General features: G+C 64.9%; 19 protein-coding genes. 8 read left to right on the forward strand and 11 right to left on the reverse strand.

The genetic code is table 11. From position 1 onward, the window contains the following. Window positions 1-71 precede the first annotated feature (71 nt). From SJY40_RS07320 to SJY40_RS07335, 4 genes are all read right to left on the reverse strand, one after another. Window positions 72-749 (reverse strand): thiamine diphosphokinase, encoded by a 678-nt coding sequence (locus SJY40_RS07320; protein ID WP_378944425.1) that lies wholly within the window; start codon window positions 747-749, stop codon window positions 72-74. Then, a complete protein-coding gene (locus SJY40_RS07325; protein WP_378944427.1) occupies window positions 746-958 on the reverse strand; it encodes a DUF2842 domain-containing protein in 213 nt (70 codons plus the stop codon). The genes SJY40_RS07320 and SJY40_RS07325 overlap by 4 nt, the downstream gene beginning before the upstream one ends. 52 nt (window positions 959-1010) lie before the next feature. Next, a complete protein-coding gene (locus SJY40_RS07330) occupies window positions 1011-2303 on the reverse strand; it encodes an adenylosuccinate synthase (protein ID WP_378944430.1) in 1293 nt (430 codons plus the stop codon). A gap of 86 nt (window positions 2304-2389) precedes the next feature. Then, the gene (locus tag SJY40_RS07335; protein WP_378944432.1) at window positions 2390-2608 is read right to left on the reverse strand and encodes a SlyX family protein; all 219 of its coding nucleotides are present in this window, start codon (window positions 2606-2608) and stop codon (window positions 2390-2392) included. 57 nt (window positions 2609-2665) lie between these two features. Here SJY40_RS07335 and hisS point away from each other — a divergent pair, with 57 nt between their 5' ends. From hisS to hisG, 3 genes are read left to right on the forward strand one after another with little or no spacing between them, the layout of a single operon-like run. Next, a complete protein-coding gene (gene hisS, locus SJY40_RS07340) occupies window positions 2666-4150 on the forward strand; it encodes a histidine--tRNA ligase (RefSeq protein ID WP_378944435.1) in 1485 nt (494 codons plus the stop codon). Then, entirely contained in the window at window positions 4150-5208 is a 1059-nt protein-coding gene (locus SJY40_RS07345) for an ATP phosphoribosyltransferase regulatory subunit (RefSeq protein ID WP_378948313.1), read from the forward strand. Before hisS ends, SJY40_RS07345 begins: the two co-directional genes overlap by 1 nt. Further along, window positions 5205-5885, forward strand: a complete 681-nt coding sequence (gene hisG, locus SJY40_RS07350) for an ATP phosphoribosyltransferase (protein WP_378944437.1) — start codon at window positions 5205-5207, stop codon at window positions 5883-5885. Before SJY40_RS07345 ends, hisG begins: the two co-directional genes overlap by 4 nt. Here the strand turns inward: hisG and SJY40_RS07355 are convergent. Together SJY40_RS07355 and SJY40_RS07360 are read right to left on the reverse strand one after the other, a co-directional pair. Further along, window positions 5882-6787 carry a nickel/cobalt transporter gene (locus tag SJY40_RS07355; protein WP_378944440.1) on the reverse strand — a complete coding sequence of 302 codons (906 nt, stop codon included), beginning with the start codon at window positions 6785-6787 and terminating at the stop codon, window positions 5882-5884. The genes hisG and SJY40_RS07355 overlap by 4 nt on opposite strands. Continuing rightward, complete coding sequence (locus SJY40_RS07360) at window positions 6784-7446, reverse strand: DUF1007 family protein (protein ID WP_378944443.1); 663 nt, start codon at window positions 7444-7446, stop codon at window positions 6784-6786. The genes SJY40_RS07355 and SJY40_RS07360 overlap by 4 nt, the downstream gene beginning before the upstream one ends. Window positions 7447-7602: 156 nt before the next feature. Here SJY40_RS07360 and SJY40_RS07365 point away from each other — a divergent pair, with 156 nt between their 5' ends. The 3 genes from SJY40_RS07365 (at window position 7603) to parE (ending at window position 11354) form a co-directional block, all read left to right on the forward strand. Beyond that, window positions 7603-8568 carry an alpha/beta fold hydrolase gene (locus tag SJY40_RS07365; RefSeq protein ID WP_378944445.1) on the forward strand — a complete coding sequence of 322 codons (966 nt, stop codon included), beginning with the start codon at window positions 7603-7605 and terminating at the stop codon, window positions 8566-8568. Window positions 8569-8626: 58 nt separating this feature from the next. Continuing rightward, window positions 8627-9286 carry a glutathione S-transferase family protein gene (locus SJY40_RS07370; protein ID WP_378944448.1) on the forward strand — a complete coding sequence of 220 codons (660 nt, stop codon included), beginning with the start codon at window positions 8627-8629 and terminating at the stop codon, window positions 9284-9286. 109 nt (window positions 9287-9395) lie between these two features. Next, entirely contained in the window at window positions 9396-11354 is a 1959-nt protein-coding gene (gene parE / locus SJY40_RS07375) for a DNA topoisomerase IV subunit B (protein ID WP_378944450.1), read from the forward strand. Here the strand turns inward: parE and SJY40_RS07380 are convergent. Further along, window positions 11351-12010, reverse strand: coding sequence for a hypothetical protein (locus SJY40_RS07380; RefSeq protein WP_378944453.1), 660 nt, complete (start codon window positions 12008-12010; stop codon window positions 11351-11353). The genes parE and SJY40_RS07380 overlap by 4 nt on opposite strands. Before the next feature lie 57 nt (window positions 12011-12067). Next, a complete protein-coding gene (gene hemF / locus SJY40_RS07385; RefSeq protein ID WP_378944455.1) occupies window positions 12068-12934 on the reverse strand; it encodes an oxygen-dependent coproporphyrinogen oxidase in 867 nt (288 codons plus the stop codon). 64 nt (window positions 12935-12998) lie between these two features. On the opposite strand from hemF, the gene SJY40_RS07390 reads away from it, so the two are divergent. Beyond that, entirely contained in the window at window positions 12999-13415 is a 417-nt protein-coding gene (locus SJY40_RS07390) for a hypothetical protein (protein ID WP_378944458.1), read from the forward strand. On the opposite strand, the gene SJY40_RS07395 is transcribed toward SJY40_RS07390, so the two are convergent. From SJY40_RS07395 to clpS, 3 genes are read right to left on the reverse strand one after another with little or no spacing between them, the layout of a single operon-like run. Beyond that, window positions 13412-14218 (reverse strand): SDR family NAD(P)-dependent oxidoreductase, encoded by an 807-nt coding sequence (locus tag SJY40_RS07395; protein WP_378944461.1) that lies wholly within the window; start codon window positions 14216-14218, stop codon window positions 13412-13414. The genes SJY40_RS07390 and SJY40_RS07395 overlap by 4 nt on opposite strands. Beyond that, window positions 14215-15240: a methyltransferase gene (locus SJY40_RS07400; RefSeq protein ID WP_378944463.1), complete on the reverse strand. Its 1026-nt coding sequence runs from the start codon at window positions 15238-15240 to the stop codon at window positions 14215-14217. The genes SJY40_RS07395 and SJY40_RS07400 overlap by 4 nt, the downstream gene beginning before the upstream one ends. 4 nt (window positions 15241-15244) lie before the next feature. Next, window positions 15245-15562 carry an ATP-dependent Clp protease adapter ClpS gene (gene clpS, locus SJY40_RS07405; protein WP_378944466.1) on the reverse strand — a complete coding sequence of 106 codons (318 nt, stop codon included), beginning with the start codon at window positions 15560-15562 and terminating at the stop codon, window positions 15245-15247. Between the two features lie 279 nt (window positions 15563-15841). Between clpS and SJY40_RS07410 the strand changes: the two genes are divergently transcribed. Further along, entirely contained in the window at window positions 15842-17497 is a 1656-nt protein-coding gene (locus SJY40_RS07410) for a serine hydrolase (protein WP_378944469.1), read from the forward strand. Window positions 17498-17553 lie beyond the last annotated feature (56 nt).

The following is a 17553-nucleotide window of genomic DNA, read 5'->3' on the forward strand; positions in this document are numbered from 1 at the left end:
GACGGGTTGCCCCTCAGATATGCCATGCAGGGCGCGACGACAACCGTTCCGCCCCGATCACCTTGTCGGGATCACCCCGCAGGGACCGACAGCGCGGTCAGCACCGTTCCCAGACAGCCGCGCGGCAGCATCACCAGCATCTTGCCCTGAATGTGCAGCGACACCAGCCCCGTCGCCCGGTTCGAGGTCCCGACACGTCCCCCCGGCGCAAAATCGATGTCGTCGATCGGCCATTCCAGCCCGCTGCTGGTGCCCCGCGCCGGTCCCATCGGGTAAAGCGATACCCGCGTCCCCGGCATCAACGGCAGCGTTAGCCGCGGCGGTGCCACAAAGATCACATCATCCGAGGCGATCATGATGACCCGCCCCACATCCTGCGCCACCAGCGCCGTCAACGCCGCCAGCGTGTGGTCCAGCCGCAAACCCGCGAAGCCCACCGCCATGACGACGGGGGCCTGGATGCGGGTCAGGCATTTTACGAAATCGGTGCTGTCCTGTTCGCTGACGTGCAGCAGACGGTCGGGCGGCACCGCAGCCCGTCCGCGATCCGAGACGCTGTCCAGATCGCCGATCACCCAATCGGGCATGCGCCCCAGTTCCAGCGCGCGATCGGCACCCCCATCCGCCGCGATCAGCAGCGGCGCGACGGTGGTCGCCAGCGCAAGATCGGCGCGTGTCACCTGACCGCCACCGATGACGGTGACGCCCCTGTCGCTGATGATCGGGCGAGCGACGGGGCCTGCGGTCATTCCTCGCGGCCGACGCCGCGGAAGACCTTTTTGAAGGGCAGCGCCCAGAGGATGCCAAGCCCGACATAGATCGCGACCTCGACCAGAATGTGCTGGCGGCCAAAGCGGGTATCCAGCCAGTTCATCAGCGTGACGGCGACGACCACGTAAAGCGGCATCAGCACCAGCAGGACAAGAAGCGCCAGACGTTTGCGGGTCTTGAGGTTCATCGCGGTCATTCCTTTGCAGGGGGCACCGTGACCGGCACCCCCGAAGCGGGGATCAATCCTCGAACGGGTCGGTCACCAGAATGGTGTCATCGCGTTCGGGGCTGGTTAACAGCATGGCCACGGGGCAATGGATCAGTTCTTCCACCCGGCGGACATATTTGATGGCAGCGGCAGGCAGATCGGCCCAGCTGCGCGCACCTTGCGTGGATTCCTGCCAGCCGTCCATCTCTTCATAGATGGGGGTGACTTTGGCCTGAAGCGCCGCCGCCGTCGGCAGGTAATCGTATGTCACGCCATCGATCTCATAGCCGACGCAGATCTTCAGCGTCTTGAAACCGTCCAGCACGTCCAGCTTGGTCAGCGCGATGCCGTTGACGCCGCTGATGGCGCAGGTCTGGCGCACCAGAACCGCATCGAACCAGCCGCAGCGACGCTTGCGCCCCGTCACGGTGCCGAATTCATGGCCACGTTCGCCAAGGCGCTGACCGTCGGCGTCGTCCAGTTCGGTCGGGAACGGACCTTCGCCGACGCGGGTGGTATAGGCCTTGACGATGCCCAGCACGAAATCGATCGCGCCCGGACCCATGCCGGTGCCCGATGCCGCCGCACCCGACGTCGTGGTCGAGCTGGTGACATAGGGATAGGTGCCGAAGTCGATGTCCAGCAGGCTGCCCTGCGCGCCTTCGAACAGGATGCGCTTGCCTGCCTTGCGGGCGTCGGCCATGATTTTCCAGACCGGCTGCGCATAGGGCAGCAGCTTGGGCGCGATCTCCAGAAGCTTGGCTTTCAGATCGGCGCGGTCGATGGCCTCGGCACCCAGACCGGTGCGCAGCGCGTCGTGATGCGCCAGCAGGCGGTCGATGCGGTCGTCCAGCGTCTTTTCGTCGCCCAGATCGGCCAGACGGATGGCACGACGGCCAACCTTGTCCTCATATGCCGGACCGATGCCGCGACCGGTGGTGCCGATCTTGGCCTTGCCTGCGGCTTCTTCGCGCAGCTTGTCCAGGTCCTGATGCAGCGGCAGGATCAGCGGGGTGTTTTCCGCGATGATCAGGTTCTCGGTGCTGATCTTGACGCCCTGCGCCGCCAGCTTGTCGATTTCCGCGAACAGCGACCACGGGTCCAGAACCACGCCGTTGCCGATGACGGCCAGCTTGTCCTCGCGCACGATGCCTGATGGCAGCAGCGACAGCTTGAAGACCTTCCCGTCGATCACCAGCGTGTGGCCGGCATTATGGCCGCCCTGGAATCGCGCGATCACATCTGCGCGTTCAGACAGCCAGTTGACGATCTTGCCCTTGCCCTCGTCGCCCCATTGCGCTCCGACAACCACAACATTGGCCATGGACGATCCTTCCGTTTTCCGAAATCTTTTCGGCTTGGACTTAGCGCATCACCCCGCAATGGGGAAGCCGCGATTTCAATCCGCGCTCAGTAATGCGGGGGCGGCTGGTCGGCTACGGCCACGCTGCCATCGCCTTGCGACTGGCGTTCGGCCTCGGCGCGCATCAGCATATCAAGGCGGCGCGTCAGGCGGGTGATGTCCTGATCCTGACGTGCGATCACCTCGGAGAGGTCGTCGGTGACGCGGGTCAGATAGGCCAAAGCTTCCTCAAGTTCGGTGATACGGTCGTCGGGCTTCTTGTCCATGTCGGTTCCTTCCGTTAAGTCGGCGCTTGGATTTGGCCCCGTAAAGGCACAGGAACCATGGCAAAAGATCAAAAGAAGCAGCCCCGGCCCAAGGCCGAGACGCCCAAGGGCTTTCGCGACTATTTCGGCGCGGATGTCACCGAACGCAAGCAGATGCTGGACCGCATCGCCGCGATCTATCATCGCCATGGCTTTGATCCGCTGGAAACCAGCGCGGTCGAAACGGTGGATGCCTTGGGCAAGTTCCTGCCCGATGTGGACCGCCCGAATGCCGGCGTCTTCGCCTGGCAGGAAGAGGCTGTCCCCGGTGGCGGCACCGCTGGCGACTGGCTGGCGCTGCGTTATGACCTGACAGCACCCTTGGCGCGCGTTGCGGCGCAGTTCCGCAACGACCTGCCCAGCCCGTATCGCCGCTATGCGATGGGACCGGTCTGGCGCAACGAAAAGCCGGGCCCGGGCCGTTTCCGCCAGTTCTATCAATGCGATGCCGATACCGTGGGCAGCGCATCCGTCGCAGCGGACGCCGAGATTTGCGCCATGCTGGCCGACGCGCTGGAGGCTGTCGGCATTGCGCGTGGCGATTTCATGGTCCGCATCAACAACCGCAAGGTTCTGAACGGCGTCCTTGAGGCCGCATCGGTCAGCGCCGATCAGTCCGATGATGTCCTGCGCACCATCGACAAGTTCGACAAGGTCGGCCGCGATGGCGTTCTGTCCTTGCTGACCACGGGTCGGCGCGATGACAGTGGCGCACAGATCGACGGCGTCGGTCTGACCGCGGAACAGGCGGCCCCCGTGCTGGCCTTCCTGACCTCGAAGGGTGACGACAACGCCGCGACGCTGGCCAACCTGCGCGCCGCCGTGGGGGCATCGGAAATCGGTGCCGAGGGCGTGGATGAACTGACGCAGATCGCCGACATGCTGGCCGCGATGGGCGTCGCCGAAGACCGCGCCGTCATCGACCCGTCCGTCGTACGCGGCCTCGGCTATTACACCGGCCCCGTCTTCGAAGCCGAGCTGACCTTTGAAATCCTCGATGAAAAGGGCCGCAAGCGTCAGTTCGGATCGGTCGCGGGCGGCGGTCGCTATGACGGGTTGGTCGAGCGTTTCACCGGCCAGAAGGTCCCTGCCACCGGTGTCAGCATCGGCGTCGACCGCCTGCTGGCTGCCCTGCGTGCCAAGGGTCTGGCGGGCGAAACCGATATCGGACCCGTGGTCGTGACCGTCATGGACCGCGACCGCATGTCGGATTACCAATCCATGGCCGCCGATCTGCGCTCCGCAGGCATCCGCGCCGAGGTCTATCTGGGCAACCCCAAGAACTTCGGCAACCAGCTGAAATATGCCGACAAGCGTGGCGCCCCCGTCGCCATTATTCAGGGCGGGAATGAGGCCGAGCGCGGCGTCGTACAGGTCAAGGACCTGATCCTCGGCGCCAAGATCGCCCCCGAGGCGACCTTGGACGAATGGAAATCCCAGCCCGCCCAGACCGAGGTGTCCCGCGCCGATCTGGTCGCCGAAGTGCGGCGGATCCTCGGATGATCGGCAAGCGCGACAAGCAGATCGTCGGCCAGCGGCTGCTGGCGGCGTTCCGCGATGCGGGTGCGGCAGAGATCGCGCCCGACATCCTGCTGCCCGCCGAAAGCCTGCTGGACCTCTATGGCGAGGATATCCGCGCCCGCGCCTATGTCACCGCCGACCCCATCCGCGGCGAGATGATGCTGCGTCCCGACTTCACCGTTCCGGTGGTGCAGGCACATATGGAAAACGGCGCCGAGCCCGCGCGATACTGCTATCTGGGTGAGGTGTTCCGCAAGCAGGACATGGGCGACACCCGCCCCGCCAATCCGCGCGACAACGAATACCTTCAGGCGGGGTTCGAGCTGTTCAGCCGCGACCCCGATGCCGATGCCGAACTGTTCGCGCTGTTCCACGGGCTGGTCGCCCCCTATGGGCTGACCGCGCATATGGGCGACATGGGGCTGCTGCTGGATGCGGTCGCCGGTCTGCCCCTGACGCAGGATCGCGCCGATGCGCTGTCGCATCACATCTGGCGTCCGGGGCGCTTCGACCGCCTACTGGCGCGTTTTTCATCCCCCACACCCATGCGCCAGTTCCACGACACGGACAGCGCGTGGGCCGGAATGCGGACGCAGGATGAGATGACCCGCCGCATCGCCCGCCTTCAGGCCGATGCAGCCGTCGCTCCCCTGCCCGCCGTCTGGACCGAGCGCCTGACGCGCTTGTTCGACCTGCGTGCCCCCGCGCAGCAGGCCCTGCCCGCGCTGCATGAACTGGCCGCCGACATGCCCGCCATCGCGCCCGCCGTGGCGCGCATCGCCACGCGGATGCAGGCCATCGCCGATCGCGGCATCGATCTGGAGGGCATCATTTTTGATGCCAGCCACGGCCGCACGACGCTGGAATATTACGACGGTTTCACCTTCAGCTTCGTGGCTGATCGCGACGGCTGGCCGGCCATCGCCTCGGGCGGTCGCTATGACGCGCTGACCCGCGTGCTGGGCAAGGGCCGTGAAATCCCCGCCGTGGGTGGCATCATCCGCCCCGGCCTGATCGCCGAATTGGAGGCCTGCGCATGATCCGCCTTGGCGTGCCGTCCAAAGGGCGGCTGATGGAACAGACTTTCGACTGGTTCGCGGAACGCGGCGTGACCCTGTCGCGCAGCGGCTCGGACCGTGAATATGCCGGTCGGGTGGACGGCGTAGACGGCGTTTCGCTGGTGTTGCTGTCGGCGGGCGAGATCCCGCGCGAACTGGCCGCAGGCCGGATCGAGATGGGCGTCACCGGCACCGATCTGGTGCATGAAAAGCTGGCCGGCTGGAAATCCGATCTGGTCGAGCTGGCACCGATGGGCTTCGGCCATGCCGATTTGATCATCGCGGTTCCCGACGCTTGGCGCGATTGTCAGGACCTGGACGATTTCGCTGCCGTCGCCCGCGATTTCCGCGCCGAACACGGCTTCCGCCTGCGCATCGCGACCAAATATCACCGCCTTGTCCGCGCCTTTCTGGCCCAGCACGAGGTAGCCGATTACCAGCTTGTCGACAGCCAGGGCGCGACCGAAGGCACCGTCGCCAATCTGACCGCCGAGGCGATCGCCGACATCACTTCGTCCGGGGCGACGCTGCAGGCGAACAACCTGCGCATCCTTGAGGCAGATCCGATCCTGCGGTCGCAGGCGACGCTATTCGCCAACCGCGCCGCGCAAGGCCCGCAGATGTCGGCGTTCCTGACGCAGCTGGGCCTGACCGCCTAAAACAGGATCGCCGCCGATACGGCGGCGATCAGCAGCCCCGCCCCCAGTTGCATGACGCCCGGCAGCCACTGCCCGGCGCGTGCAAGAGGGCCGCTCTGCGGAAAGAGCGCAAAGCTGCCTTGCCGCGCCCAGACCGCCAAACCCGCCACCGCCAGCGTGACCGAGGCCGTCCCCAGCCCCATCGCCAGCGTTCCCAGAACCCCCGCGCCGAAGATCTGCATCCGCCATGTCAGGATCAGCAGGAACAGCGCCCCCGTGCAGGGCCGCGCCGCGATGCCGGCGATCAGCAGGATCGCATCGCGCCACGACCGCGTCTGCGCGGCCTGCTGCGGGGTCGGACCGTGCGCATGGCCGCAGCCGCAATCGGGGCCGTGGTCGTGGTGGTGATGATGCGCGGGCCGCGCCATCAGCATCCGCGCCCCGCGCCACGCCAGCCACAGTCCGATCAGGGCGATCAGCGCTGTGCTGAGGGTGGCCATGTGATCCTCGGTCAGGTCGGTCAGCGCCTCGCGCGTCAGGTTCAGGAAGGTGATGCCGCCCCAGACCAGCGCGATGGCCGTGCCCGCCTGTGCCAATGATGACAGCACCGACAGCAGCGCCAGCCGACCCATCGGCACCTGCGTGCCGAAACCATAGCTGCCGATGACCAGCTTGCCATGCCCCGGACCGACCGCATGCAGAAACCCGTAACCGAAGCAGACGCCCATCAACCCCAGAAGCGCCCCCGGCTGACCGGATCGCAAGGCCCGCAGCGATCCCGCCATCAGGTTCTGCGCCTGACGCTGCTGCAGGGCGGCCCAGTTCTGGACGCCCTCGAAGCCGCCTGCGAACCACAGGGCCGCAAGGATCAGCGCGACGGCCAGCCCCGTCAGGGTGATCGCGCGGATGGGGGTGACGCTCATCCCTCGGCCTCGCAGGTGATCTGCACCTGATCGGCGCCGACGTTGCCGATGTCGACGGCCAGCATCTCGGCCTCGGCGCTGCCGTCATCGGCCAAGGCTGCCTCAACCGCCGCGTCATAGGCCTTGGCGGCGGCTGCGGGGTCGCCCGTCTGCCGCTCCATCCGGCACAGGGCGCGGCCGGTGATCACGGGGGCCGATGGCATGCTGAACTGGACGTAATATTCGGGGTCGTAGACCTGGATCATCAGCGGGATGTCACCCTTCAGCGGTTCCTCCAGCGTCCTGATATGGGTCGAGATCAACTGCCCGTCCTGATAGCGCGCGGTGAAATCCCTGCCCGGCCCCATCGCGACTGGCTGACCCTGGGCCGTCAGGAACAGGCGTCCGTCGAAGCCCGGCTCCCAATCGGCGTCGAAGCCTTGCAGCTGGCGCATTTCCTCCGAGGTCAAGACGCCGTCTCCATCGGGGTCCAGCCCCAGATCCTCGATGATCAGCAGCGAATAGAAGGCGTCGTAGGCCCATTCGACCTGTACCTGCCGCAGGTCCCCATTGGCATAGCTCAGTTCAAGCCCCGCATCGATGAAGACATGCGGATGGGCGTTCGCGGCCAAAGGCGCCAGCGACAGGGCGAGGAACAGCAGGGACAGGCGGGCGGTCATGGGACGGGCACCTTGTTGCGACAGGTCACGCCTTGGTTACGGCGCGGCGGGCGTTTGTGCAAATCACCGATGCGCATATCGGCAATCTGCCGCAGGACTGCACCGGAACCCGATCGCTTGCGTGTCTGTTGGCACGGGAACGCGAAAGGATCACCAATGCCGACATCGAAACCGCTGCTGCTGGGACTTGCGGCGGCGCTGCTGCTGGGCGGATGTGCCGCCATCGTCAACAAGCGCGCCACCGCCCGCGAAACCGCATTCGAGGCGCAGTTCCCGCCCACCGGCCAGCTGCTGCAGGTGAACGGCACGACGGTCCATGCGGATGTGCGCGGCAGCGGCCCCGACCTGGTGCTGATCCATGGCGCAAGCGGCAACACCCGCGATTTCACCTTCGATCTGGTGGACCGGCTGACGGATCATTACCGCGTCATCGCCTTCGACCGCCCCGGCCTTGGCTGGACCGACCCCATCGGCGACCAGACCGACAACCCGCTGGCACAGGCCGATCTGCTGCGGGCGGCGGCAAAGCAGCTGGACGTCAAGAACCCCATCGTGCTGGGTCACAGTTATGGGGGCGCCGTGACGATGGGCTGGGCGCTGCGCGATCCGTCGGGACCTGCCGCGCTGGTGCTGGTGTCCGGCGCGACCTATCCCTGGCCCGGAGAGCTGAGCCGCTGGTACGATTTTATGAACAGCAGCCTTGGCGAACATACCGCCGTGCCGCTGATCACCGCCTTTGCGCCGGAAAGCCGCGTGGATGACATCGTGGCGGGCATCTTTGCACCGCAAGACCCACCCAAGGGCTATGTCGATTATATCGGTGCGGGCCTGTCGGCGCGGCGGGAAAGCCTGATCGCGAATTCCGAACAGGTCGGCAATCTGAAACCCTATCTGGCCGCCATGGCACCGAACTACCCCGAACTGACCATGCCGATCGAGATCGTCCATGGCGATGCCGACGTCACCGTTTATCTGGACGTCCATTCGGGGCGCATGGCGCGCGAATTGCCCAACGCCCATCTGACGGTGCTGCCGGGCATCGGGCATATGCCGCATCACGCCGATCCGCAGGCCATCGTCGATGCCATCGACCGGGCGGCCCGCCGTGCAGGGGTCCGCTGAGGGGCCTTGCGTGCTGCCGCCGGAACCTCCACCTTGTGGTGAAATCAAAGGGGGCATCATGCTGACCATTCACGGCGTCGCGCGGTCGCGCGCCTCGCGCATCATCTGGCTGTGCCACGAATTGGGCCTGCCGTTTTTGCACCGGCCCGTCGTTCAGGCCTATCGTCTGGCCGATGCCAGTGCGGCCAACGCTCCCACCAATACCCGCAGCGCCGATTTTCTGGCGCTGTCGCCCGCAGGTGCAGTGCCGGTGCTGCAGGACGGCGATCTGACGCTGTCTGAATCCATGGCCTGCACGCTGTACCTGGCGCGCAAGCATGGTGGCCCCATCGGCCCGCAGGATGCCGCCGAAGACGCGCTGATGATGCAGTGGTCCTTCTATGCCGCCACCAGCATCGAGCCGGACGCGCTGACGATTCTGTTCCTGCACAACCGCGGCAATCTGCAATCGGCCGAGGACACGGGACTGGTCGCCGAAGCCGCGACCCGGCTGGTCCGCCCGCTGAAGGTCGTCGAACAGCAGCTGGCGACCCACGGCCATCTGGTCGGCGACCGCTTCACCGTGGCCGATCTGAACATGGCCGAGGTTTTGCGCTATGCTCAGGGCCATGACGAACTGATGTCGCAATTCCCCGCGATCCGCGACTGGCTGACCGCCTGTCAGCAGCGGCAGGGATTTGTGGCGATGTCGGCCGCACGGGACGCCGAAGCCGCCTGATCGCGCCGCAATCGGTGGTGGCGGGCGCGCAAGGGACCACAAGCCCTTGCCGCCCGCCCCTCGGGCATGAGATAACCGCCCCGAACACGCGACGAAACGAGCATACCCGATGGCCGATGATCTTCTCTCCGGTGGCGACAACACCGACAGCTATTCCGCATCCTCGATCGAGGTCCTCGAGGGATTGGAGCCTGTCCGCAAACGCCCCGGCATGTATATCGGCGGCACGGATGAACGCGCCCTGCACCACCTTGTGGCCGAAATCCTCGACAACTCGATGGATGAGGCCGTGGCAGGACACGCCAGCCGCATCGAGATCGAGCTGCTGGCCGATCACAGCGTCGTCGTGCGCGACAACGGGCGCGGCATCCCCATCGACCCGCACCCCAAGTTCCCCGGCAAATCCGCGCTGGAAGTGATCCTGTGCACCTTGCACGCGGGTGGCAAGTTTTCGGGTGATACCTATGAAACCTCGGGCGGTTTGCACGGGGTTGGCGCATCGGTCGTCAACGCCCTGTCGGACCTGATGGTCGTTCAGGTCGCACGCAACAAGGAATTGTTCGAACAGCGTTTTTCGCGCGGTATCCCCGAAGGCCCCGTTGCCAAGATCGGTGCCGCCCCGAACCGCCGCGGCACAACCGTGACTTTCCACGCCGATGAACAGATCTTCGGCCATCACCGCTTCAAGCCCGCGCGGCTGATGAAGATGGTGAAATCCAAGGCCTATCTGTTCAGCGGCGTCGAAATCCGCTGGAAGACCGAGATCGACGATGGCGAGACCCCGCGCGAGGCGACCTTCCATTTCCCCGGCGGTCTGGCCGATTACCTGCAGGAAACCCTGACGGGTGCCACGACCTATGCCGAACGCCCCTTCGCGGGCAGCATCGACTTCAAGCGCTTCAACGCGCCCGGCAAGGTCGATTGGGCCATCAACTGGACCCCGGCCCGCGACGGCTTCATCCAGTCCTATTGCAACACCGTCCCCACCCCCGAAGGCGGCACGCACGAAGCCGGCTTCTGGTCGGCCATCCTGAAGGGCGTGCGCGCCTATGGTGAACGGGTCAACAACAAGAAAGCCGCCAATATCACGCGCGAAGATCTGCTGACGGGTGGCTGCGCGCTGGTCAGCTGCTTTATCCGCGAACCGGAATTCGTGGGTCAGACCAAGGACCGCCTTGCCACGGTCGAGGCCGCGCGTCTGGTCGAAAACGCCGTGCGTGACCATTTCGATAACTGGTTGGCATCGGACACGAAATCGGCCGGCGCGATTCTGGACTTCCTGATCCTGCGGGCCGATGAACGCCTGCGCCGCCGTCAGGAAAAGGAAACTGCCCGCAAGACGGCCACCAAAAAGCTGCGCCTGCCCGGCAAGCTGGTTGATTGCAGTGCCACCAACCGCGAAGGCACCGAGCTGTTCATCGTCGAGGGTGACAGCGCCGGCGGCAGCGCCAAAATGGCGCGCGACCGCACAAAACAGGCGTTGCTGCCCCTGCGCGGCAAGATCCTGAACGTGCTGGGCGCGGCGTCGTCCAAGATGGGCGCAAACCAGGAAATCAACGATCTGTGTCAGGCACTTGGCGTCACCATGGGCACCAAGTTCAACGTCGAGGATCTGCGCTACGACAAGATCATCATCATGACCGATGCGGATGTCGATGGCGCGCATATCGCCAGCCTGCTGATGACGTTCTTTTTCACGCAGATGCGCCCGATGATCGATCGCGGCCATCTGTATCTGGCCTGCCCGCCGCTCTATCGTCTGACGCAGGGGGCGCATCGCGTCTATGTCTCGGACGATGCCGAAAAGGAACGGATGATGGCCAAGGGTCTGGGCGGCCGCGGCAAGATCGACATGCAGCGCTTCAAGGGCCTGGGCGAGATGGACGCCAAGGACCTGAAGGACACCACCATGAACCCCGCCACCCGCAAGCTGATCCGCGTCAGCATCGACGACGACGAGGGCGGGGAAACCGGCGATCTGGTCGAACGCCTGATGGGCAAGAAGCCCGAGCTGCGTTTCCAGTACATTCAGGAAAACGCGCAATTCGTGGAAGAGCTGGACGTCTAATCCTTCGGGGTGCGCAGCCAGTCGGGATAGATGTCCTGCAGATCGGGCAGGTTTTCGCCATAGGGCGTCGCGAGGTAGGCTTCTCTCCACTCATCCAGTTTCTGCGCGTAAACGGTGTTGCCGAACACCAACGCGCGCAGAAACTGAAGTTCATGATGGACATTGGGCAGCCAGCCGCTCAGTCCCATATCGAACTCGTTCACGTATATCTTGCTCAACAGGTCGTACATGCCGTCCAAGGCCGATTTGATCTGCCGCATGCTGACCCAGCCAACCTGCGCACCCTCCCTGAGGGCTGCGCTATCGGCATGGGCAATATGCATGTTGCGTCGGTCACGAAGTGGCGCAGCATCCGCCCGCAAGACCTCCAGCGCGGCGTCATATTCGCCTTTCCGATCCGGCATCGGCAGTAATTCTATCAGAAATGCAAAGGTCAGGTTCTTGGAGGGTTTTCGTGCAGGCCCCGCCGGATCCAGCAGCCGGCAGATGCCAAGCACGATCACATCGAACAGGGCATCCTGAACGACCTTGGCGACAGGGCCGGAGGCCGTGTTCAGCACCTCGATCCGACGCTCATCGCCGTAGAGGCCCGAGTAGATCCGTTCCTGATGTTTCAACTGGGCCAACTGCACATGGCAATAGCTGCCAACGGCCATGGCGGCCTCTGGCCCGGTCAACTCATCTAGATGCTCCCACGGGCGGTCCATATTGCCCTAGGTCCATTTCGCCAAGGGCGGCAGGCTCATCAAGACGGCGTCGGGGTTGTGGCCGGTTTCCAGGCCGAACTTGGTGCCCCGGTCATAGACCAGATTGTATTCGGCATAGAGGCCGCGGTGGATCAGCTGCGTATCCTTGTCGGCGTCGGTCCAATCGGTGGTCATGCGCGACCGGACCAGCGGCAGGAAGGCGGGCAGGAAGGCCTCGCCCACGGCGCGGGTGAAGTCGAAATCGGCCTGCCAGTCGCCGGTGTTCAGATCGTCGTAGAAAATGCCGCCGACGCCGCGCGCCCGGCCGCGATGGGGGATGAAGAAATATTCGTCCGCCCAGGCCTTGAAGCGGTCATAGTAATCCGACCCATGGGCATCGCAGGCATCGCGCAGGGTGTCGTGGAAATGGGCGGTATCTTCGGGGTATTCGATGCAGGGGTTCAGGTCCGATCCGCCGCCGAACCACATGGCGCCGGGGGTCCAGAACATGCGGGTGTTCATATGGACGGCAGGCGCATGGGGGTTCTGCATATGGGCCACAAGGCTGATGCCGCTGGCCCAGAAGCGGGGGTCGGTCTCCATTCCCGGCACGCCGCGGGCGGTCATGGCGGCCTGTGCGCGGGGGGCAAGAGTGCCGTGAACCTCGGACCAGTTGACGCCGACCTTTTCAAAGACCCGGCCACCGCGCATCACCGACATCAGGCCACCGCCTCCGTCGTTGTCGCGGGTTGTGGGGGTGACCTCGAACCGGCCAGGGGAGGTCGTGCCCTGCCCCTCATCCTCCAGCGTCTCGAACGCGGTCACGATCCGGTCGCGAAGTTCCTTGAACCAGTCGGCGGCCTGGCGGCGCTGTTCATCCATGTCGGGCCTCATATGTGATTTGCAAAGCCATGCGCGGCGCGGCTAGCATGTCGCACCTGCTGTAATGAGAGCGCCGATGCCCCGCAACACCACCCTTGCCCTGATGATGGCCTTGCCCCTGACACTGGCGGCCTGCGCCACCCCGCAGGAACGCTGCATTTCGCGCAATACCGACGAATACCGCACCGTCAGCCGCCTGTTGGCGCAGGTCGAGGGCAATTTGTCGCGGGGTTATGCCTGGCAGGAACGGCAGGTCGTGCGGACGCGGCCAACGCAATGCCAGCGGGTCTATCGTGACAAGAACGGTCAGCAGCATGTGACGACCTATACCTGCTGGCGCGATTACGTGGATCAGGAACGCTATCGCGTTCCCATCGATCCGGCCGCCGAACAGCGCAAGCGCGACGGTCTGGTGCAGCGGCAGGAGGCGCTGGCGACGCGTGCCAAGGCAGCGGTGGACGCCTGTCGCTCCGCCTATCCCGACGAAGCCTAAAGGATCTGGGCCGTCACGGGGTCGGCCAGACTGCGGCCACCATCGACGGTCAGGATCTGGCCTGTCACGAAACGGGCGCCATCGCTGACAAGGTAATGCACGGCTTCGGCCAGTTCATCGGCTGGTGCAATCCGCCCCATCGGCGTGCCCGCGATGATCTGGGCGCGCTTTTCGGGGTCGTCTTTCAATGCGCATTGCAATTCATGCGACATCAGGCTGCTGAAGCTGACGCCGTTGACGCGAATGCGATGCGGTGCCAGTGCCAAGGCCAGCCCGCGTGTCGCCTGTTCCTGCGCCGCGCAAGCGATGGAATAGCCAAGCATCGTCGGGATAGGACGCCGCGCTGCCAAGGTCGAGATATTGACGATGGCCCCCGTTTGCGCGGTCGGGCCTTCGCCCTCGGCCTGCTTGATCATGCGCTTGGCGACCATCTGCGACAGGCGCAGACCGGACAGCATGTTCTGACGCAGCATTTCCTCAAGTTGATCCATGTCGGTGTCCAGCGGATCGCTGTCGCGAACGAAACGGTGGCCATTGACCAGAATATCGACCCGATCGAACGCATCAAGTGTGGCCGACAACAAGTTGGCCATGCACAGTTTTTCCGACATGTTTCCAGCAAAGCGACGCACCTGCGTCTGTTCGCCGTCGTAATCGGAAATCACCGAATTCAGCGCCGCTTCGTCATTGTCCGCGAACATGACCGAGGCGCCGCGTTCGGCCAAATGGCGGGCAATCGCCAGACCGACGCCGCGCGCGGCGCCGGTCACGATGGCGACCTTGCCCTGGACGGACATGCTCATTTGCGGCGACCCTTGGCGGGGGATCCCTTGGGCGATGCGCTGCCCTTGCCTGCAGCCGTCGCCTCGATGATCTTGAAGCGGGTATCGCCGCCGATCTCATGGACCTGACCGAAGTGCTGGGCCAGAACGGCCTCATAGGGCAGGTGCCGGTTGGCGACCATCCACAGCTTGCCCGCGCCGGTCAGCAGACGCGCCGCGCTGGCGATGAAGGCTGCGCCCAGCTTGGGGTCGGCCTGACGCCCTTCGTGGAAGGGCGGGTTCATGACGATGCCGTTCACCGGATCGGGCAGGCGGAAATCACGCGCATCCGCCCAATGGAACTTGGCGCGCGGATCGGTGACGTTGCGGCGTGCGGATTCGATGGCGGCGTGGTCTGCCTCGACCAGATGCAGCACCTCGACGCCCTTGCGGGTCAGCACCTGCGCCGAAAGCCAGCCCCAGCCTGCGCCCAGATCGATCATGCGGGTCGGCAGCTTGTCTGGCAGATGATCGGCCAGCATCTGCGATCCGGCATCGATGCCATCGGCGGAAAACACGCCCGGAAGCGTGGTGAAGCCGGGGGCGACCTCGGTCGCGCGGCTGGCCCAATCGGCGGGCAGCCAGTCACCTTCCGGCAGCGTCACCCGGAAGATCTTGCCATGCGCCTTGCTGTGCACATCGGTGACGGGGGCCAGCTTGCGCAATTCCTTCAACAGCGAATCCACGCCGTCGGTTTTTTGCCCGTTGACCCACAGCGCCGCGCCGGGGGCCAGCCGTCCGGCGGCATCGGCGATACGCGCACGTGATGCGGCCTTGGCGCGGGGCAGACGGACAACGGCGGTGTCGAAGCGGCCTTCGGTTTCGACCGCGACGCGATATCCGCGGGTGGCCAGACCGTCGTGGTCAGGGAAATTGCCCTGCAGGATCAGCAGGTGTTCGGGGTCCAGCGGCGACAGGTCGTCTGCGGCTGCGGCGCCAACAAACAGCACTTCGCCTTCCGGCGGGCCGTCCGGAAAGACCAGATCCAGTCGTGATTGGGTCACGCGATTACTCTTTTTCCATGGTGCATTGCAGCGGGTGCTGCTGGCGGCGCGCCAGTTCCATCACCTGGGCGACCTTGGTTTCGGCCACCTCGTGGGAAAATACGCCGACAACCGCGACGCCCTTGCGATGCACGGTCAGCATGATCTCGATGGCTTGGGCATGTGTCAGATGGAACAGGCGTTCCAGCACATGCACCACGAATTCCATCGGTGTGAAGTCGTCGTTCAGCAGCAGCACCTTGTACATCGGCGGACGCTGCGAACGTGTCCGCGGCTTGACCGCCAGATCGGACTGATCATCGGGTTTTTCGGGATCGTTCATCCAATGCGTCATCGTGGCTAAGGTCATCCCTTGGGTGCTGCAACGAAAGGTTGCCCGGCGGGCCGGGCGGTGCATTGGCGAAATATAGCGCAAAGCGTCCGGGATGAAAGCCCCCCTGCCCGCATCCGTGATGTGCAAAGGCCGCCACGGGCCCGGCAAGGCGTAACAAAATTAAACGAATGCACGGTTTCCGGAATAAAATCTCCGTGCTATTATCGTTTGATTAACGACGGACATGCGACAAACGACATGTCCGCTTGAGGCAGAAAGACAGCGACAGTGACCCGAATCCTTACCGCATTCCGGCTGTGGAGCCATGCCCTGCTTGCCGTGCTGGTGCTTGGCCTTCCGGCAGCCGCAGCCCCGTTCGCCGCTTATGTCATGGATGCCCGCACGGGGCAGCCCATCTACAAGCAAAACTCCGACACAAAGCTGCATCCGGCGTCCCTGACCAAGATGATGACGCTGTATCTGGCCTTTACCGCCATCGAAAGCGGTCAGGTCCGGCTGGATTCGAAGTTCACCATTTCGTCGAACGCGGCAGCAGAACCGCCGTCAAAGCTGGGCCTGCGCGCCGGTCAGCAGATCGAACTGCGCTATCTGATCCGTGCCGCGGCGATCAAATCCGCCAATGATGCGGCCACGGCGATCGGCGAAGGCATCGCAGGCTCCGAGGAGGCATTCGCACAGCGCATGACCCAGATGGCCCGCGCGCTTGGGATGAACAACACCCAGTTTCGCAATGCCAACGGCCTGACGCAGGACGGGCATTATTCCAGCGCCCACGACATGAGCGAACTTGGCCGCCATCTGTTTTACGACTTCCCCCAGTATTACAACCTGTTCTCGCGCCGTTCGGCGGATGCGGGAATTGCACAGGTCGCCTCGACCAACCGCCGTTTTCTGGATGCCTATCAAGGCGCCGACGGGATCAAGACCGGCTATACGCGGGCTGCGGGCTTCAACCTGACGGCTTCGGCGCAGCGCGGCAACAAGCGCCTCATCGCGACCGTCTTCGGCGGCACATCGACGGCGCACCGCAATCAGGTGATGGCGGAACTGCTGGACAGTAGCTTTACCCGCATCCCCGACCGCGTCCGTGAAGTGCGCCCGGCCCGTCCGCGCCTTGTGGCGCAGGCCACGCCGACCCGCCGTGCCAAGGTCGCGCCGACGCCCGCCGCAACCCGTCCCGAACCGCAGCGTCTGGTGCTGCAGGCCTCGCCGCCGCCATCGACCCGCCCGACGGCGGCTGCATCGACGCTGGCCGCCGCAAGTCCGGCGATGAACCTGACCGAGGCGCTGCAGAAGGCGACCGCCGGGGCATCGGCCCCCAAGACCGTCCTTGCCAGCAGCCCGCGCCCCAAGGCCCGTCCCGGCAGCCGCAACCAGGCGATCGAGCAGGCCGTCGCCAATGCCGTCGCATCCGATGATGCGCCCTCGGCCAGCCTTGCCCAGCCCGTTCTTGCGGCATCCAAGCGTCCGGTCCGTTCGCCACGCCGCAGCGCCAGCACTGCCGATGTGATCAGCACTGCCCCCACGCCAGCCCCCGCACCCGTTCAGCAGGCCTCGGCCGAGGATATGCAGCTGGACAGCTCGCATGCGCCCAAGCCCCGCTCGGAAACCGTGATCCTTGCCGCGATGGGCGAAGGCGACCGCACGCCGACCGAAGAGCTCGAGGTTGTGCGCCGTCCCTCCGACAGCGGTCGCAACTGGGGCATCTCTCTGGGGATGTACCGTTCCAAGGTCGAAGCCGAACAGCGTCTGGTCAGCATGGCCCTGCAGGATGGCAGCATCTTCGGCGGCGCCCGCCGCGACGTTGCCAACACCAACCGCGGGTTTGAACCGCGCTTCAGCAATCTGGCCAAGGGGACTGCCCAGCTGGCGTGTGATCGCCTGCACAGCCGTTCGCAGGAATGCACCGTCGTCGCCAACTGAGCGCGTTTCGATATCCGGTATGAAAACGGCCCCGGCAGCAATGCCGGGGCCGTTTT

This window comes from Paracoccus sp. R86501 (assembly GCF_042466435.1).
Taxonomy (GTDB): domain Bacteria; phylum Pseudomonadota; class Alphaproteobacteria; order Rhodobacterales; family Rhodobacteraceae; genus Paracoccus.

Coding starts and splice junctions, on each gene's coding strand:
- SJY40_RS07365 (WP_378944445.1), top strand. CDS start 7,603: ATGCCGACATCGAAACCGCTGCTGCTGGGACTTGCGGCGGCGCTGCTG.
- SJY40_RS07335 (WP_378944432.1), bottom strand. CDS start 2,608: ATGGACAAGAAGCCCGACGACCGTATCACCGAACTTGAGGAAGCTTTG.
- SJY40_RS07355 (WP_378944440.1), bottom strand. CDS start 6,787: ATGAGCGTCACCCCCATCCGCGCGATCACCCTGACGGGGCTGGCCGTC.
- SJY40_RS07320 (WP_378944425.1), bottom strand. CDS start 749: ATGACCGCAGGCCCCGTCGCTCGCCCGATCATCAGCGACAGGGGCGTC.
- SJY40_RS07390 (WP_378944458.1), top strand. CDS start 12,999: ATGCCCCGCAACACCACCCTTGCCCTGATGATGGCCTTGCCCCTGACA.
- SJY40_RS07380 (WP_378944453.1), bottom strand. CDS start 12,010: ATGGCCGTTGGCAGCTATTGCCATGTGCAGTTGGCCCAGTTGAAACAT.
- SJY40_RS07360 (WP_378944443.1), bottom strand. CDS start 7,446: ATGACCGCCCGCCTGTCCCTGCTGTTCCTCGCCCTGTCGCTGGCGCCT.
- SJY40_RS07395 (WP_378944461.1), bottom strand. CDS start 14,218: ATGAGCATGTCCGTCCAGGGCAAGGTCGCCATCGTGACCGGCGCCGCG.
- SJY40_RS07325 (WP_378944427.1), bottom strand. CDS start 958: ATGAACCTCAAGACCCGCAAACGTCTGGCGCTTCTTGTCCTGCTGGTG.
- SJY40_RS07330 (WP_378944430.1), bottom strand. CDS start 2,303: ATGGCCAATGTTGTGGTTGTCGGAGCGCAATGGGGCGACGAGGGCAAG.
- parE (WP_378944450.1), top strand. CDS start 9,396: ATGGCCGATGATCTTCTCTCCGGTGGCGACAACACCGACAGCTATTCC.
- hisG (WP_378944437.1), top strand. CDS start 5,205: ATGATCCGCCTTGGCGTGCCGTCCAAAGGGCGGCTGATGGAACAGACT.
- clpS (WP_378944466.1), bottom strand. CDS start 15,562: ATGAACGATCCCGAAAAACCCGATGATCAGTCCGATCTGGCGGTCAAG.
- hemF (WP_378944455.1), bottom strand. CDS start 12,934: ATGAGGCCCGACATGGATGAACAGCGCCGCCAGGCCGCCGACTGGTTC.
- SJY40_RS07370 (WP_378944448.1), top strand. CDS start 8,627: ATGCTGACCATTCACGGCGTCGCGCGGTCGCGCGCCTCGCGCATCATC.
- hisS (WP_378944435.1), top strand. CDS start 2,666: ATGGCAAAAGATCAAAAGAAGCAGCCCCGGCCCAAGGCCGAGACGCCC.